Raw genomic sequence first — 16,750 nt, 5'->3', positions numbered from 1 at the left:
GGGCCTAGGTCCCCTCGCATCATGTTCTCCGCGTTCCGCCGCCGCTATCTCGACGTTCTCGCGTCGATCTACATCTATAACGAGCATCGCGGCTATACGAGCATCGACCGAGTGCTCGAGGCGGTGCGGGTGCGCTGCCCCGACGACCACGTCTTCATCGCCGCGATCGAGAAGCACCGCGCCGACGAACGCAAGCATTACACGATGTTCCGGCGCTGGTTCCAGCTGCAGGGCAAGATGCCATTGAAGGTCGATCGCGCGCTCGGCCATATCGACCGTTTCGTCGAGATCGCGTTCGGCCGGACGATCGACGATCTCGATACGCAAGCGGTGATCCACAGCGACGATCTGTTCGAGCGGCTGTGCCGGGTGATCATGCTGACCGAGATGCGCGGGATGAAGCAGGTCGATGCGCTGCTCAAATCGCCTTTGGTCAAGGCCGACCCGGTAATGGTGCGGATCTTCAAGATCGTCGAGAAGGACGAGCCGAGTCATTGGCAACCGTATCAGGACTGGCTCGACCGCACCGGACGGCCGCAGGCGAAGTGGACCGAGAAATTGACCGATTTCTGGATCCACCGCGAATTGCTGTTCCTCAAGATTCCCTTGGTGTTCGTCAACCCGTGGACGCCGCGACGCACCGACTGGGCCGATGAACGCGAGAACGAGCCCGCGCCGAGGCCGCTCGCGGCGTAGCACGTCGCCCCGGCGCAGGCCGGGGCCGCTGCGCGAATGATGCACGACGCTCTGTTTCGCGGTAACGCAGCGGTCCCGGCCTTCGCCGGGACGACGGAGAATGCTGTGCGGGTGCTGCTGACTGGATCGACGGGGTGGCTCGGACGCTATCTCGCGCCGATGCTGCGCGCGCGCGGGCATGAGGTGACCGGGCTCGACGTGGCGCCGGGGTCGGACACGCAAGTGGTCGGCAGCGTCGCCGACCGCGCGCTGGTCGAGCGAACGATGCTGAGCCACGGGATCGAAGGCGTGATCCACGCCGCGGCGCTGCACAAGCCCGACATCATCCGCCATCCGCGCCAGGCGTTTATCGACATCAACGCGACCGGCACGCTCAACCTGCTCGAGCAAGCGGTCGCGGCCGGCGTCGATCGCTTCGTCTTCACCTCGACCACCTCGCTGATGATCACGCAGGCGATCCGCGACGAAACCGCAACCGAGGCGGTATGGCTCGACGAGGACAGTGGACCGCTCGCACCCCGCAACATCTATGGCGTGACCAAGCGCGCTGCCGAGGAAGTGTGCCGGCTGGTCCATGCCGAAACCGGGCTGCCGATCGTGATCCTGCGCACCGCGCGCTTCTTTCCCGAGGATGACGACACACACCGCGATCTGTCGGGGGAGAATATGAAGGCGAACGAATTCCTCAACCGGCGCCTGACGGTAGAGGATTGCGCGGCGGCGCATGTCGCGGCGCTCGAGAAAGCGCCGGCAATCGGGTTCGGCACCTATTTGGTGTCCGCGCCGACGCCGTTCGCGCGCAGCGACGCAGCCGAGTTGAAGCGCGACGCTCGCGCGGTGATCGCTCGCTATTTTCCGGACGGGGCGGATCTGTACGCGGCGCGCGGCTGGCATCTGCCCGACAGCATCGGCCGCGTGTACGACGCGGCGCGGATCGAGGTCGATCTCGGCTTTCGCTGCGCGACCGATTTCGCCGCGATCCTGTCCGCGTTGCGCGACGGGCGTCCGATGCCGTTCGAGCACGACGCCGGCTACGTCTCGCCGGCATTGCAAGATGGTTTCTGATCGATAACCGCGATTTCGCACCGGCTCGTCAGACTATCGCTTCCCCGCCGAATCGGATCGGCGTAAGCAGGTGAAGCGAGGAGCGATGTAACGCCTCCCGCAGCGAGTAACGGGGGAAGACCATGAAGCGCGTGCTGGTCCTGCTGGTAGTTGGTTCGGTGCTGAGCGGGGTCGCCGCCTATACCGCGATGGCGCGCCCGGTCCCTCAGGAAAAATCCGACAAATAACGCCCTCGGCCCCCGAGGGGCTGGACGGGGTTGCCCCGACGCTGGCAAGGGTGCCCGCGATTTCGAATGGATAGGCGGCCGCGATCGAGCGCCCGTTCCTGAGCGGGGAGAGACACGCATGCGGGGCTTGTTGTCGAAGGCGCCGGGCGGCCCTGAAACGCTGGTGATGGACGAACTTCCCGATCCGGTGGCGGGGCCGGGCCAGGTGATCGTCGCGGTCAAGGCGTGCAGCATCAACTATCCCGACGTCCTGATCATCGAGGACAAGTACCAGATGAAGCCGCCGCGCCCGTTCGCACCGGGCAGCGAGATTTCGGGCGTGGTCGACAGCGTCGGCGACGGCGTGCGCGACTTCAAGCCGGGCGACCGCGTGCTGTGCACGACCGGCGCGGGCGGGCTGGTCGAAAAGATCGCGGTGCCGGCGGCGTCGCTCTATCCGCTGCCCGAGGGCCGCAGTTTCGAGGAAGGCGCGTCGCTGCTGCTGACGTACGCGACGACGATCCACGCTTTGCTCGACCGCGGGCATTTGAAGGAGGGGCATACTCTGCTCGTGCTCGGCGCGGCGGGCGGGGTCGGGCTGGCGGCGGTCGAGCTCGGCAAGGCGTTCGGCGCGCGAGTCGTCGCGGCAGTGTCGAGCGAGGAAAAGGCGCAGGCGTGCCGCGAGGCCGGGGCGGACGAGACGATCATTTACGGCCGCGCGCCGTTCGACAAGGACCAGTCCAAAGCGCTCGCCGAGGAATTCAAGGCCAAGGGGGGCCAAGCCGGCTACGACGTGATCTACGATCCGGTCGGCGGCGACTATGCCGAGCCGGCGCTGCGGTCGATCGGCTGGGAAGGGCGCTATCTCGTGGTCGGTTTTCCCGCTGGCATCCCGCGGTTGCCGCTCAACCTGACCCTGCTCAAGAGCTGCGACGTTTGCGGCGTGTTCTGGGGGGCGTTCGCCGCGCGCGATCCCAAGGCCAATCGCGCGCACGTCGATCGCCTGTTCCGGCTGTGGAAGGACGGCAAGATTGCTCCGCGAGTCACCGAGACGTTCGCCTTCGAAGACGGCGGCAAGGCGATCGCCAAAATGGCGGCGCGTGGCGCGATCGGGAAATTGGTGGTGAGAGTGGCTGAGTAAAGTCATCGTCGCCTCGGCGAAGGCCGGGCCGCTTGATTTCGAACTCCCTTGTTACGCGAAGGCCCCGGCCTTCGCCGGGGCGACGGCAGGTCTTTCCATCCTGCGCCGCCGACCCTATCTCCCGAACCGTAACAAACGGCCAGGGAGCGACCATGACCACCTTCGACGACCGCGAGCACGCTTTCGAGAACAAGTATGCCCGTGACGAGGAGATGGCGTTCCGTGTGGTCGCGCGGCGCAACAAGCTGCTCGGGCAATGGGCGGCCGGGCTGATGAAGCTGACGCCCGAAGAGACCGACGCTTATTCGAAGGCGGTGGTCCAGGCCGAGTTCGAGGAAGCCGGCGACGAGGACGTCGTGCGCAAGCTGCTCGGCGATCTGACCGCAGCCGGGGTCGAAACCGACGAAGCGACGGTGCGCGCGGCGCTCGATGCCAACGCCGTCGAGGCGCGCCGGCAGCTGATGGAAGCCAGATAATGCCGATGGCGGCGACCGCTATCGAGGCGCTGATCGTCGACGCGATCCCCGACGCTCGAGTCGAGATCACCGATCTCGCCGGCGACGGCGATCATTATGCCGCGCGCGTGGTCGCGGCGAGTTTTGCGGGCGTATCGCGAGTCGAGCGCACGCGGCGAGTCTATGCGGCGCTGGGCGGACGGATGGGCGGCGAATTGCATGCGCTGCAGCTGACGACCGCGGCCGAATGAAGGAGTGAATGACATGAGCGACGCGACGCACGAACGCATTTCCGGACTGGTCAACGGCTCCGATGTGCTGCTGTTCATGAAGGGCAGCCCTTTATTCCCGCAATGCGGTTTTTCGAGCCGCGCGGTGGCGATCCTCGATCATCTGGGCGTCCAGTATGACAGCGTCGACGTGCTGCAGGATCAGGATGTCCGCCAGGGCATTAAGGCGTTCAGCGACTGGCCGACCATCCCGCAATTGTACGTCAAAGGCGAGTTCGTCGGCGGCTCCGACATCATGATGGAGATGTACGAAAGCGGGGAGCTCGCGCAACTCCTGGCGGACCAGGGCGTTACGCCCGCGTAATATAGATCCACAAAAGGGAGGAGAGCGATGCTCCTCAACGAAGATTTTCCGAGGCGGCCGGGAACGGCCGGCCCGATGATCCTCTGCGATTTGACGCAGAGCTATGCACCATCGGGCGGCGGCGGGATCAGCACGTATCTCCGCGAAAAGCGCGATTACGTCCTCACCCATACGCCGCATCATCTGCTTCAGATCGTCCCGGGGCCGGAGGACAAGATCACCGTCAACGGCCGCCATATCTTCGCCGAAGTCGGGGCGAAGCCGGTCCATGGCAGCCCCAATTACCGCTTCATCCTGCGCACGAAGGTGGTGCGCGACATCCTCGCGAAATATCGTCCCGATGTCATCGAATCGCTTTGTCCGTGGGTGCTGCCGTGGACCGCGATCAACCATCGCAAAGCATTTCCGGAGACGACACTGATCGCCGGGTACCGAACCGACTTCCCCAACGCCCACGTCTATCGCGTGGCCAAGGCCAAGTTCGGCGAGACGATCGGCCGGGCGTTGCGCTGGCTGATCTACGGCTATGCCGAGATCACGTATCGCGAGTTCGATTGGGTCTACACGCTGAGCGAAGATGCGCACGCTGCGTTGGGCGCGCGCAAGATCACCCGTACCGACGTGTTGCCGCTCGGCGTCGATATCGAGATGTTCTCGCCCGACAAGCGCGACCCTGCTTTCCGTCGCGAGCTCGGACTCGGCGGCGACGGGCCGTTGCTGATCTATGCCGGCCGTATCGACAACGAAAAGCGCGCCGACCGGCTGATCGCGATGTTCAAGCAATTGCCCGCCGACCTCGACGCGGCGATGGTGATGATGGGCGACGGCAAGCTGATGGCGCGGCTTCAGGCTGAGGCGAAGGGGCTGCCGGTCGCCTTTCCCGGATTCGAGAAGGATCGCGCCGAGCTCGCGCGCGCGCTGGCGTCGTCGGACCTCTACGTGTCGGCGATGGCCGATGAGACGTTCGGCATTTCGGTGCTCGAGGCGCAAGCCTGTGGGCTGCCGGTAGTCGGAGTCGCATCGGGCGCGATGCCCGATCGCGTGCCGGCGGGGCTGGGGCTGCTCGGCCCGGTCGACGACACGGCAACGATGGCGGCGAACGTCGTCAAGCTGTGGCGTGGCGACCCGGCGGCGACGGGTGCGGCCGCACGCGCGCATGTCCAAGCCAATTTCAGCTGGGCGCGGACGTTCGATACGTTGCTCAACCGCATCTACCCGAAGGCGATGGCGCACGCCGCGGCGCGCGCACGATCGGGCAAGGGCTGGCGCTATGCCGGCGCGCCGCAAACCGAGACGATGCCGCTCGCTGCCGAATGATTGGAATGGTCGGGAGGCCGGGTGAGGGCGGACCGGCGCTAGATCGGGGGGAGCGCCGGTCCGCCCAGCTGAAGCGGCAAGACCGCTCGGGCACACAAAACGTTGCAGACGCCGTGCCAACCGCGCCGAGCGACGGATTTCTGCGGGTGACGATGGTTAACGCGCGGCACCGGCAGGTCGAGCCTGTAAGGATTTCCGACGATTCTCAACGGTTTCGCCGCAGAGTCGCCGCTGCCGCAATGCTTCTTGACTACGTCCGTAATCGGTGAGATTACATCTGTGGTCGTAACGAGGAGCGAGTCGTGGCCGAACGAATCAGCGATGCCGAACATGCCGTCATGGAAGTGTTGTGGGAAAAAAGCCCGCTGAGCGCGCAGGACGTCGCCGAGCGCGTGCCCGCCGAGCGCGACTGGAGCGCCAACACCGTCAAGACCCTGCTCGGGCGGCTGCTCGCCAAACACGCCATCGCGCACGAGGAAGAGGGGCGGCGCTATCTCTACCGGCCCATCGTGGCGCGTGAGGATTATGTCGCGCGCGAATCGCAGCGGCTGATCGATCGGCTGTTCGGTGGCAAGCTCACTCCGCTCGTCGCGCATCTCGCCGAGCGCGACCAGCTGACCGCCGAGGACATCGCCGAGATCGAGGCGCTGCTGAAGGACCTCAAGTCGTGATCGCGTGGATGATCGAGGCGCTGATCGCCTCGGCGCTGCTGATGGTTGCAGTGCTGATCGTGCGCGGACCGGTGCGGCGCGCGTTCGGCCCGAACGTCGCCTATGCATTATGGGCGTTGCCCGCGCTGCGCCTGGTCCTGCCGCCGCTCCCGCAATTTCCGGCCTGGCACGAGGCGGCGACGCCCGCGCTTGCCCAGACCTTTACTGTTTTAGTGATCGAGCCGCTCGGAGGCTCGGCCGCTGCGCCCGCATCCCTTTTTGCCCAGCTCGGTATTCCCTTGGCCGTGTTGTGGGGCGCGGGCGCGGCGGCGTTTCTCGTCTGGCACGGGGTTCGCCACTGGGCGTTTTGCCGGCGGATGATCGCCGGGAGCACGAACAGCGAGCTGGCCGGCGCGGTCGAAGTGATCGAGACCGAGGCAGCGTCGGGCCCGCTCGCGTTCGGCATCTTCCGCCGCTACGTCGCTTTTCCGCGCGATTTCGCCGAACGCTATGACGACGACGAGCGCGCGCTCGCGCTGGCGCACGAGCTCGGCCACCATCAACGCGGCGACTTGATCGCCAACTGGATCGCGCTCGGCGTGCTCGCCTTGCACTGGTTCAACCCGGTCGCTTGGCGCGCCTTTCGCGCGTTTCGCATCGACCAGGAAATGGCCAACGACGCTCGCGTGCTCGCGGGGCGATCGGTGATCGAGCGCCACGCTTATGCCTGCGCGATCGTCAAGGCCGCGCATGGCGGCGCCGTCTCGGCCGCTTGCCACCTCCATACCATTCACGATCTGAAAGGACGTTTGAGGATGCTTACCACCGGACCGCGTTCGCGCGCTCGTATCGCGCTGGGCGGCACCGCCGTCGCAGCGCTGATGATCGTCGGGCTCGCCAGCACCGCCAGCGGCACCGCCGCGGCCAACACCGTCCGCGCCGGCGTCGAGAAAGCGACCGGGATCGACATCGCGACGATCGACGCCAGACTACAAAGCGCGCCGCCAGCACCGCCCGCACCCGGCGTCGACCTGCCGGAGCCGTCTGCGCCGCCGGCCGGTGCCGTGCCGCCGGTGCCGGGCACGACCGTCGTGACAACGTCTGACGGCAGGATGAAGGTCACCAAGGCCAAGATAATGATCCGCGACGAGGACGGAACGCTGCGCGACGCCACGCCCACCGACATGCCCAATATTCCGACGATGACGACCTATCGCGTCATGAAGATGTCGCGCCGCGACAAGGACGGCAAGATCGTCACGGAGGACTTTAGCGGCATCGCCCCACAAGTCACCGAAATGAACTGCGGTGACAAGGGGCCGGGCAGAGAAATGGTGATCAACAACGCCAAGGACGGCAAGCGCGTTATGATCATCTGCACCGACCGGATCGAGCGCATGGCGAGCGCCGCCGCCGATCAGGCGGAGCGCGCGGGCGACATCCAGCGCAAAGCGTATAGCCAGGCACTTGAAGGACTGCGGCGCGCGCGCGAACGCATGTCCAATGACGGTTCGCTATCTGGTGACAAACGTCGTGAAGCGCTTGAAGGCATGGACGATGCGATCCGCGATCTGGAAGCCGATATGGCCGAAGCCGACTGATCAATCCTGGGAGGAGAGAGCGCGCCAGCGACCGCCAGTGCGATATGCTCCCAGCATATCGCAGACCATGCCGGGGGCATGGTCGGCCGGTAGTCGCCGGCGCGCTGGGGCGGCGCAGGTCACGCGCCGTCCCTTTCGCTTGCCAAGCGTCGCCGCGCGCGCCATTTCGCCCGCGATGGACGAGCAACAGCCCGGCGTGCCGCAGGTTCTCGAACCGCTCATCACGCGCGTGCTGGCGAACAACCCGTCGCCCTTCACGCATACCGGCACGCAGACGCATCTGGTCGGCACCACCGACCTCGCAGTGATCGACCCGGGTCCAGATGATCCCCGACACATCGACGCGCTGATCGCGGCCATTGAAGGGCGCCCCGTCACCGCGATCGTCATCACGCACACGCATCGCGACCACAGCCCGGGTGCCGCGCCGCTCAAGGCCGCGACCGGCGCGCCGATCATTGGCTGCCCGCCGCTCGCGCTCGACGATCTCGGCCCGCGCGCGGACATGAGCTTCGACGCCGATTATGCGCCCGACCGCGTGATGGCGGAGGGCGACAGCGTGTCGGGCGAGGGCTGGTCGCTGATCGCGATCGCGACTCCGGGGCACACCTCCAACCACCTCGCGTTCGCGCTGCCCGAAGCGCAGGAGGGGGCGGGAGCGCTGTTCACCGGCGATCATGTGATGGGCTGGTCGACGACGATCGTATCGCCGCCCGACGGCGACATGGCGGCATATATGGACAGCCTCGCCAAGCTACAGGGCCGCGAGGACCGTATCTATTACCCCGCGCATGGCGACCCGGTCGATCGCCCGCAACGGCTGGTGCGCGGGCTGATCGGGCACCGCAAGCAGCGCGAGGGGCAGATATTGCGCTTGCTGGGTGCCGCGCCGCAATCGATCCCGGCAATGGTCGCCAAGATGTATGTCGGGATCGACCCGCGCCTGTTCCCCGCCGCCGAACGTTCGGTATTGGCGCACCTGATCGATCTGCAGGCGCGCGGAATGGTGACGGAGGAAGATCAGACTTGGCGAATAGACACGTAGCGACCGGCGACGCCGCCAATTTCCTCGTCAAGGTCGGCGGCGGGCTCGCGCTGATCGCGCTGTTCCTGTTCGGCGGGCTGTGGGTGATCCAGGCCTATATCAAGGCCAGGGTCGATCCCAGTCCGGTGACGATCGCTTCGGGCAGCGTGGCGGGTCTGCGCGAGCAGAACCAATTGTCGGCGTTCCAGGCGCGCTACGTCGCGGTCGTCACGTCGAAGCAATCGCGGCTGGGGCTGTCGACCGAGCGCACCATCATCATGCCCGGCACGGTCGATTATCAGGTCGATCTGTCGAAGTTGACCCGACGCGATGTGGTGTGGGATTCCAAGACTCGCACGCTCGGCGTCACGCTGCCGCCGGTTCTCGCGTCGGAACCGCGTATCGACCTGGGCTCGCTCCGCGAATACGGGCATAGCGGCATCCTCGGCACCTTCACCGACGCCGGCAAGCAACTCGACGACATCAACCGGTTTGCCGGACAGAAGGAATTGATGCGTCAGGCCAATCAGCCAGCCATGATCAAGCTCGCGCGCGATGCCACGCGCCGCGCGGTCGAACAAAGCTTCGCGCTGCCGTTGAAGGCCGCCGGCATGGACGCCAAGGTCCGTGTGCGCTTCGCCGACGAGGGCGCCAATGACGAGGTCTGGGACATGTCGGTGCCGATCGACGGGGTGAAATACAACCGCTAGCGCAACGAGTGCCTTCGCTGTATGGTTCGCCCGACTTTTCGGGGGGAAAGATTCATGGCGACGGTGGCCGAAGACCGCATGCACCCGCTGGTGCGCGAGCGGTTGTTTTTCTTTGTCATGGCGCTGGCGATCGCAGCCACCGTCGTAACCGGCTTTTCGTTCAATCTGGCGATGGGCCGCTCCACCTTTGCATCGCCCTGGTGGGTGCACGTCCACGGCCTCACCTTCATGGGCTGGATGGGCATCTATCTCGCGCAGAACTATTTGATCTGGAGCGGACAGACCGCACGCCACCACCGGCTCGGGCGCATCGCCGCCTTCTATGTCTGCTGGATGATCGCGGTCGGACTGACCGTGAACACGCTCAGCGCGATGAACCACCGCATCCCCCCCTTCTTCCAGCCCAACATGTTCCTCGTCATGGACTGGACGATCGTCCTGCTGTTCGCGGGGCTCACGCTGTCGGGCGTCAGGCTGCGCGGCAAGACCGACTGGCATCGGCGGCTGATGCTGTGCGGCGCGATCCTGATCATGACGCCGGGGTCGGCGCGACTGATGCCGCTGCCGCTGATGGGCACCAAGGTATTGTGGGGCATCTGGGCGCCGATGGTGCCGTTCATGATCGCGGCGGCGGTCTATGACCTGCGTACGCGCGGCAAGGTCCACCCGGCCTATCTCTGGGGCTTCGGTGCGATCTGCCTGGCGTTCGCTTTGATCTGGCCGATCGCCGATTCGTCGCCGATGCTCGCGCTGACGCATCGCCTGACGGGTTGATCGCCGCCCCCCGCAGGGCCATGTGACCCGCATGGACCAGCGGACCACCCTCACGGGCCTCGACCTGCGCGCCGAGATCGACCGGCTGCGCAAGGAGCGCAACGCCGTCATCCTCGCGCATTATTACCAGAAGCCGGAGATCCAGGATCTGGCCGATTTCGTCGGCGACAGCCTCGACCTGAGCCGCAAGGCGCAGGCGACCGACGCCGACGTGATCGCGTTTTGCGGCGTGCGCTTCATGGCGGAGACCGCGAAGATCCTGAGCCCGCAAAAGGTCGTCGTTCTGCCCGACATGAACGCCGGGTGTAGTCTTGAGGATTCCTGCCCGCCCGAGCAATTCGCGGCGTTCCGCGCACAGCATCCCGATGCGATCGCGCTCACGTACATCAACTGCTCGGCGGCGGTGAAGGCATTGAGCGACGTGATCGTCACCAGCTCTTCGGCCGAAAAGATCCTCAGCCAGATCCCCAAGGACCAGCCAATCATCTTCGGACCCGACCGCAACCTCGGCGGCTATCTCGCGCGCAAGACCGGGCGCGACCTGATCGTGTGGCCGGGCGTGTGCATCGTGCATGAGGCGTTCAGCGAGACCGAGCTGTTGAAGCTCAAGGCGCAGCATCCCGGCGCGCCGGTCGCCGCGCACCCCGAATGCCCAGCCGTCATCCTCGATCATGCCGATTATGTCGGCTCGACCAGCGGCATCCTCGAATTCGCCATGAGCTTTGCTGGCGACACGCTGATCGTCGCGACCGAGCCGCACATCATCCACCAGATGGAAAAGGCGCTGCCCGGCAAGAATTTCATCGGCGCGCCGGGCGCGGACGGCAATTGCAACTGCAACATCTGCCCGTACATGGCGCTCAACACGATGGAGAAACTCTACGTCGCGCTGCGCGATCTGGAGCCGCGGATCGAGCTGGAGGAAGAGCTGCGGCTCAAGGCCAAGAAGAGCCTCGACGCGATGCTCGCTATGGCCAGCGGGACGGTCGGGATGGGCGATCTGGGGCCGGTCAGGGTGACGGGCGACTAGCGCGACGAATAGGGTCGCCCGAAATACGGTAGTGGGTCAGTTTGAAATCACCGGGCTAGAACCCCGATCCTAGCCCTGCCATATATCAGGCATGGCAAAGACACCCAAGCGCCCCCGCGATCCTAACCAGCTGGCGAAGCTGATAACCGACATTGCGACGGGTGAAGTCAACGATGGCGCTGAAACGCCACTCACGCGACGGGCAACAGCTGGTGGTCTAAAGGGCGGGGCCGCGCGTGCGAAGTCACTGACACCTGACCGCCGCGTTGATATCGCGCGGCTGGCCGCAGAGGCGCGTTGGAAAAAAAGCTAGGCCGCGTCGGGCTTGTCGTCCGCCGAGTTAAGCCGCCACTGAATGTCCAGTGATAGGTCCATCTCCATCTGGATCGGCGTTTCGTCCGGGTGAAGGCTGTTCCAGTACATGGAATCATAGGTCAGCATCATGCCATCGCCGATCATTCCCTCGCGGCGAAGCGTGAGCGATTTATGCATGATCGACCGTGGGGCTTCTTTGATATCGACGTAGAAGTAGAACGTCGATTGACCGCTGCGTTGTGGGACAGCGTGATAGCGGCGGAACGGATTGCCGGTTTTCGGATCGGTTTCGACTTGCTCGCTGGCAGCCTGCGCCAGCTGTTTAGATAGCATTTCAAGCGGAGACTTCGGTTCTGGCATGGGCCAGCCCTTGCTCTGCCACCATTGCGCGACCTTATGCATGTCGATTTCGGTCTCGCCGGTTTCCTCCTTCCATGCGCGAATTGCGCGCTGCATATCCTTCCTCTTACTCACCTATTCCTCCTGTTAGTCGATCGGGGCAACATCGCCCCATCCGTCCACCATTGCGCCCGGCGAAACGAAGTTGCGGATTTTTACGAGATGATTTCGGAAGCGGTCGTAACGCTCGGTACGGCGCTGAAGCTGCCCCGCGACAAGGCCGGGATGCACCCCGATTGTCCGTGCGAACCCCAGCAAATCGCGTTCCGAATAGAAGGGGGCTTTGCGAACGATGAATGCATTCATCTGCGCGTCGGGCACGCAAAACTCAGCCGCGGCCTCATTAGCGATCCGCTCCTCTTCGGGGATATCTGCGCCCGTGCCGGCCTTCGCTCCCTCCAGCTCAGCGTCAATAACAGCCAAGGTGAGGCCGTGCCGTTCGATCACATGCTGCAATTCGTGCCGAAGAACGAACCAGAAATTGTCGATCCGATCGTAGCGGAGAGACATTCCAATCACGGGGGAGCGATCGTCCAGCCAGAAACACACCCCGTCAATCTTCGCCGACTCAAGCGTTTGAACAATGACAAAGCGGATACCCGCCTCAGCCAAAATTCGTGGGACTTTCCGCAATTCCTCCGGGCTCTGTCGGAGTAACGCGAGTTTGGACACAGCGGCCTTGACCGCCTGAGCGCTATAAGGAGCGACCAACATGCCACTGGCAATCGAACTGACGCGGTACAGCCAAGCCAGTTGAGGGGGCGTGACTTCCGGGCCAACGTCCCTTTTTTTTGCCGCGTGGGGCAAAATCGGAATTTCATCTACGGTTGGAACGCCGAAAAACTTTGCGAGGCTACGCTCCACCGCAGAAACGTCTCGCGCGTCCTCTGCATCAATCCAACAACGCTTGATCATTTCGGCGATCGGAAGGCCGCCGAACAAATGAGCCCTGTTCTTCCGACCCGGATCGGGGCGCGCCACGTGACGCGCTTTCACCAAGTCGTAAGAGCGCTGCAATTCGAGGAACCGCTCAGCTGGGACGTCAAACGCCTCCTCCAGCAGAACGGCTATATTCGCGTTCACTGGCTGGCGGTCGCTGGTCCACTTCGCCACAGTCGTTTCATCGACGGCCAATACGATAGCCAGAGTCCGCTTGGTCCAGCCCCGCTCCGCTAACAGGGCTTCAATCAGCTGGCCTGGCGTCCGGCATTCTGTGGTGTCGATCGTCATTGGTGTCCCCCTTTATCGTGCTCCGCCTCTATTGGCAACATGCAACCGGCGCAAATTAGCAAACTGACCTTTATGCTTGACTAAGTGTCGAAAGGGTCAGATACAAAATGCATGAACAGGCTCTCAAACGACGACCGCGCCAAAATCCTCCACATGCTTTGCGAGGGCATGAGCATCCGCGCGATCACGCGGCTGACCGGCGCTAGCAAGAATACCGTGGCGAAGCTGCTAATCGACGCTGGCAAGGCGTGTGCGGCCTATCACGACGCGAACGTGCGCAACGTGGAAGCGAAGCGCGTACAGGTCGATGAAATCTGGTCGTTCACGTACGCCAAGCAGAAGAACGTCGCGACCGCCAAGGCCGCGCCGGAAGAAGCTGGCGACACATGGACGTGGACCGCGCTCGACGCCGACAGCAAGATGATCCTGTCCTATCTCGTTGGCGGTCGCGACGCGGAATATGCGGTCGCGTTCATTCAGGATTTGGCGGATCGCGTCGTCAACCGCTTCCAGCTGACCAGCGACGGCCTCAATGCGTATATCGGCGCTGTAGAAGATGCGTTCGGCGACGATATCGACTTCGCGCAGCTCGTGAAAGTGTACGGCAACACCCCCGGCGCACCGGGGCGCTACAGCCCGCCAGAGTGCATCGGATCGCAGCGTCGTCGGGTTCGTGGTCGTCCGGATATGGACCATGTTTCTACGTCCTACGTAGAGCGCAGCAATCTCACGATGCGGATGCACATGCGCCGCTTCACCCGCCTGACCAACGGCTTTTCAAAGAAGGTCGAAAACCACGCTCACGCGGTCGCACTCCACATGATGTATTACAACTTTGTCCACATCCATAAGACGCTGCGCGTTACCCCGGCGATGGCCGCTGGCGTTACCGATCGACTCTGGGAGATTGCGGATATCGCGAAACTAGTGGAAGATGCCGAAGCCGCGCCGAAGAAGCGAGGTTCTTATAAGAAGTCGTAATTATGGATGAAGATGTACGCCATGAGCCCTTTCCTGCAACCGCAAAGGTGCAGGTCCTGCTCGCGGAATATAGTGGACTTAAGAGTCATATTGTAGCTCGTACGTCTGCTGCTATTCAGGCGTCGGCGATCGGAGTTGCCTCGCTAGCTCTCATAGTTCCGCAGCTTGAAGCCTGTCCTGTCGCCGGGCTTATCTTGTTAGGCTTCCTAGTAGCGACGGTGGTTGTGATCGCCTTGTCCATATATCGCGATTTGATGGCAGAGGTGTCGCAAGTTCGCCGACTTGAGACCCGGATCAATAACTTAGCGGGCGAGGCGCTACTCACCTATGAAACAGAGCACGGCATTTCAACCCGCGCCGGGTCGCGCTTGTGGTGGCCCAACAAAAATTCAAACTGACCCACTACCCGAAATACCTCAAGTTGCGTGTCGCGAGTATCCGGACATGTTGCACGTGACCTGGAATTCGCCGTTCAACCGCACAAACTTTGAATTCTCCGAACAACGCATCTTCGTAGGTTACGTGGGGGCCGGCTTTTTCCCAACGACGAATTGCGATTGGGACGCTGTCGTCCTCGTCGCGCATGGCGATGATGCGCGAGGTTCCCGTCACTCCAATGCGTCGAAGGCTCGACCCATTGAACACAGCGTACCGACCGTACACCCACCCGCATTGATCCTTGGTGCGTGGGGGCAAAGCGGGCGAGTTGCCAGCTGCTAATAACAATACGAGAGCAGAAAACACTCCGATCCCTCCTACTTCTCCAACCGCCCATCCTTCAACGCGTTTGCCTCGAACACGAACAGCACTTCCGCATCGGACTCAGGCACCATCTTCGCCACCTCGTCCGGCGCCAGTACGCGTAGCACATGCCGCAGCACCGCCTTGTGCGCCTTCTTCTTGTGGTCCGCTTTCACGCAGATCCACGGCGCGACCGCGCTCGACGTCGCAGTCAGCATCGCGTCGCGCGCTTTGGTGTAATCGTCCCATTTGTCCTGCGCGACGGCGTCTAGCGGCGAGCGTTTGAGCGCTTTGAGCGGATTGGTCGCGCGATCGTCGAGGCGTTTCTTCTGTTCGGCCTTGTCGATGTCGAGCCACAATTTGACCAGCTTGATCCCGCTTTCGACCAGCATCGCTTCGAACCGCGGCACGTCCTTGAGGAACTGCGCCTGCTCCTCGCGCGTGGAGAAGCCGTTGACCACCTCCACCCCGGCGCGGTTGTACCAGCTGCGGTTGAAGATCACGAGCTCGCCCGCCGCGGGCAAGTGCGCGATGTAGCGTTGCAGGTACCATTGCCCCTGCTCGCGGTCGTTGGGCTTGGGCAAAGCGACGACGCGGGTCGAGCGGACCGAGAGATGCTCGGTCAGCGCCTTGATCGTGCCGTCCTTGCCCGCGGCGTCGCGCCCTTCGAGGATGATGATCGCGCGCTCGCCGGTCCGCGCGTGCGCGAGCTGCATCTCGACCAGCCCGAGCTGGAGTTCGTCGCCGCCGTCGCTTTTGGCCATCCCCGTCATCTCCTTGGGCGAAGCGATTGTCAGCGATACGCCCGAATGTCGCAAGCGGCGTTCGACGGCACGGCCAATTATCTGTCGACAAAAGGCAATGTATTACGTGATCTAGAGCGCGACCACCGTATCGTAATAAAGATTGTGTTGTTGGAAATGTCTAAGCAGAGTTGGGCCTGATCGCGGTCGCGGTCGACTCGGGGGAGAGTAGTCATGGTCTCGGCTTCGGACATCGCCAACAAATTCGCGCCAAACGCGCAGCCCGCTTATGTCGCGGCATTGCACGACCCCGGGCATCTGTTCGCCGCGGCGGGGATCGTCACACCGCTGCGCCTGACGCACTTCATGGCACAGGCGATGCACGAGACCGGCGCGTTCAGCATCCTGGTCGAAAGCGGAATGTACAGCGCCAAGGCGCTCGGCAACATGTGGGACGGCGGCAATTGGCATAAGTATTTTGCCGATCGCGCGGCCTGCGTCGCGATGGCCGAGCAGTGCAAGATCGACAAGGGCGTCGCCCTGTTCAGCAAGGTCTATGGCGGCCGCATGGGCAATGGCGGCGAAGCGACTAAGGACGGGTGGACGTATCGCGGGCGCGGCATCATCCAGACCACCGGCCGCGAATCGTACCGCACCTACGGGAAACGATGCGGCGTCGATTTCGAGGGCACCCCCGATCTGGTGGTGGCGGGCGAGCATGCGCTCAAGCCCGCGCTCGCCGAGTGGACCGACAAGAATTGCAACGCGGCGGCCGATCACAACGACATCGAATTGGTGACCAAGCTGATCAACGGCGGCGTGGTCGGGCTGGACCAGCGCAAGGCCTGGTTCACTAGGATCTGGCCGTTCGTCGTCGGCGCGCCGCCGGTCCAGCATTCGATCGAATGGCGCGTGCAGGAGGCGCTGAACGAAGCGGGCTTTCCTTGCGGGACCCCCGACGGCGTGGTCGGCACCAACACGCGCGCGGCGATCCTGGCCTATCGCAGCGAGAAAGGCCTGACGATCACGCCCGCGATCACGGCTGATTTGACGCTGTCGCTCGGCCTTGACTGACCGC

Annotated in this window: 19 protein-coding genes; 16 read left to right on the top strand and 3 right to left on the bottom strand. The window is 63.7% G+C overall.

Annotation, left to right across the window (positions count from 1 at the left end; all coding sequences use genetic code 11):
- Positions 1-21 precede the first annotated feature (21 nt).
- The 13 genes from VH326_RS09940 (at position 22) to nadA (ending at position 11,263) form a co-directional block, all read left to right on the top strand.
- Complete coding sequence (locus VH326_RS09940; RefSeq protein WP_329631656.1) at positions 22-696, top strand: ferritin-like domain-containing protein; 675 nt, start codon at positions 22-24, stop codon at positions 694-696.
- Between the two features lie 105 nt (positions 697-801).
- Entirely contained in the window at positions 802-1,761 is a 960-nt protein-coding gene (locus VH326_RS09935) for an NAD(P)-dependent oxidoreductase (RefSeq protein WP_329631737.1), read from the top strand.
- Positions 1,762-2,106: 345 nt separating this feature from the next.
- Positions 2,107-3,108, top strand: a complete 1,002-nt coding sequence (locus tag VH326_RS09930; RefSeq protein WP_329631655.1) for an NADPH:quinone oxidoreductase family protein — start codon at positions 2,107-2,109, stop codon at positions 3,106-3,108.
- A gap of 152 nt (positions 3,109-3,260) precedes the next feature.
- The gene (locus VH326_RS09925; RefSeq protein ID WP_329631654.1) at positions 3,261-3,584 is read left to right on the top strand and encodes a DUF1476 domain-containing protein; all 324 of its coding nucleotides are present in this window, start codon (positions 3,261-3,263) and stop codon (positions 3,582-3,584) included.
- The gene (locus tag VH326_RS09920; RefSeq protein WP_329631653.1) at positions 3,584-3,814 is read left to right on the top strand and encodes a BolA family transcriptional regulator; all 231 of its coding nucleotides are present in this window, start codon (positions 3,584-3,586) and stop codon (positions 3,812-3,814) included. Before VH326_RS09925 ends, VH326_RS09920 begins: the two co-directional genes overlap by 1 nt.
- 13 nt (positions 3,815-3,827) lie before the next feature.
- Positions 3,828-4,157 (top strand): Grx4 family monothiol glutaredoxin, encoded by a 330-nt coding sequence (gene grxD, locus VH326_RS09915; RefSeq protein WP_329631652.1) that lies wholly within the window; start codon positions 3,828-3,830, stop codon positions 4,155-4,157.
- Positions 4,158-4,184: 27 nt separating this feature from the next.
- The gene (locus VH326_RS09910) at positions 4,185-5,474 is read left to right on the top strand and encodes a glycosyltransferase (RefSeq protein WP_329631651.1); all 1,290 of its coding nucleotides are present in this window, start codon (positions 4,185-4,187) and stop codon (positions 5,472-5,474) included.
- A gap of 302 nt (positions 5,475-5,776) precedes the next feature.
- Positions 5,777-6,145 carry a BlaI/MecI/CopY family transcriptional regulator gene (locus tag VH326_RS09905; RefSeq protein WP_329631650.1) on the top strand — a complete coding sequence of 123 codons (369 nt, stop codon included), beginning with the start codon at positions 5,777-5,779 and terminating at the stop codon, positions 6,143-6,145.
- A complete protein-coding gene (locus tag VH326_RS09900; protein ID WP_329631649.1) occupies positions 6,142-7,725 on the top strand; it encodes a M56 family metallopeptidase in 1,584 nt (527 codons plus the stop codon). Before VH326_RS09905 ends, VH326_RS09900 begins: the two co-directional genes overlap by 4 nt.
- A 175-nt stretch (positions 7,726-7,900) precedes the next feature.
- Complete coding sequence (locus tag VH326_RS09895; RefSeq protein ID WP_329631648.1) at positions 7,901-8,770, top strand: MBL fold metallo-hydrolase; 870 nt, start codon at positions 7,901-7,903, stop codon at positions 8,768-8,770.
- Positions 8,752-9,459, top strand: a complete 708-nt coding sequence (locus tag VH326_RS09890) for a DUF4230 domain-containing protein (RefSeq protein ID WP_329631647.1) — start codon at positions 8,752-8,754, stop codon at positions 9,457-9,459. The genes VH326_RS09895 and VH326_RS09890 overlap by 19 nt, the downstream gene beginning before the upstream one ends.
- 54 nt (positions 9,460-9,513) lie before the next feature.
- Positions 9,514-10,233: a hypothetical protein gene (locus VH326_RS09885; protein ID WP_329631646.1), complete on the top strand. Its 720-nt coding sequence runs from the start codon at positions 9,514-9,516 to the stop codon at positions 10,231-10,233.
- 31 nt (positions 10,234-10,264) lie between these two features.
- The gene (gene nadA / locus VH326_RS09880; protein ID WP_329631645.1) at positions 10,265-11,263 is read left to right on the top strand and encodes a quinolinate synthase NadA; all 999 of its coding nucleotides are present in this window, start codon (positions 10,265-10,267) and stop codon (positions 11,261-11,263) included.
- 309 nt (positions 11,264-11,572) lie between these two features.
- Here the strand turns inward: nadA and VH326_RS09875 are convergent, their stop codons facing one another.
- Complete coding sequence (locus tag VH326_RS09875) at positions 11,573-12,052, bottom strand: hypothetical protein (RefSeq protein ID WP_329631644.1); 480 nt, start codon at positions 12,050-12,052, stop codon at positions 11,573-11,575.
- Between the two features lie 12 nt (positions 12,053-12,064).
- A complete protein-coding gene (locus VH326_RS09870) occupies positions 12,065-13,207 on the bottom strand; it encodes an ImmA/IrrE family metallo-endopeptidase (protein ID WP_329631643.1) in 1,143 nt (380 codons plus the stop codon).
- 111 nt (positions 13,208-13,318) lie between these two features.
- Between VH326_RS09870 and VH326_RS09865 the strand changes: the two genes are divergently transcribed.
- A complete protein-coding gene (locus VH326_RS09865) occupies positions 13,319-14,188 on the top strand; it encodes a helix-turn-helix domain-containing protein (protein ID WP_329631642.1) in 870 nt (289 codons plus the stop codon).
- A gap of 2 nt (positions 14,189-14,190) precedes the next feature.
- Positions 14,191-14,586 (top strand): hypothetical protein, encoded by a 396-nt coding sequence (locus VH326_RS09860; RefSeq protein ID WP_329631641.1) that lies wholly within the window; start codon positions 14,191-14,193, stop codon positions 14,584-14,586.
- A 357-nt stretch (positions 14,587-14,943) separates the two neighbouring features.
- Here the strand turns inward: VH326_RS09860 and VH326_RS09855 are convergent, their stop codons facing one another.
- Positions 14,944-15,693: a polyphosphate kinase 2 gene (locus VH326_RS09855; protein ID WP_329631640.1), complete on the bottom strand. Its 750-nt coding sequence runs from the start codon at positions 15,691-15,693 to the stop codon at positions 14,944-14,946.
- A 213-nt stretch (positions 15,694-15,906) separates the two neighbouring features.
- Between VH326_RS09855 and VH326_RS09850 the strand changes: the two genes are divergently transcribed.
- A complete protein-coding gene (locus tag VH326_RS09850) occupies positions 15,907-16,746 on the top strand; it encodes a hypothetical protein (RefSeq protein WP_329631639.1) in 840 nt (279 codons plus the stop codon).
- Positions 16,747-16,750 lie beyond the last annotated feature (4 nt).

The organism is Sphingomonas sp. (genome assembly GCF_036269755.1).
Lineage (GTDB): Bacteria > Pseudomonadota > Alphaproteobacteria > Sphingomonadales > Sphingomonadaceae > Sphingomonas.
This window is presented reverse-complemented; position numbering and strand designations above follow the sequence as displayed.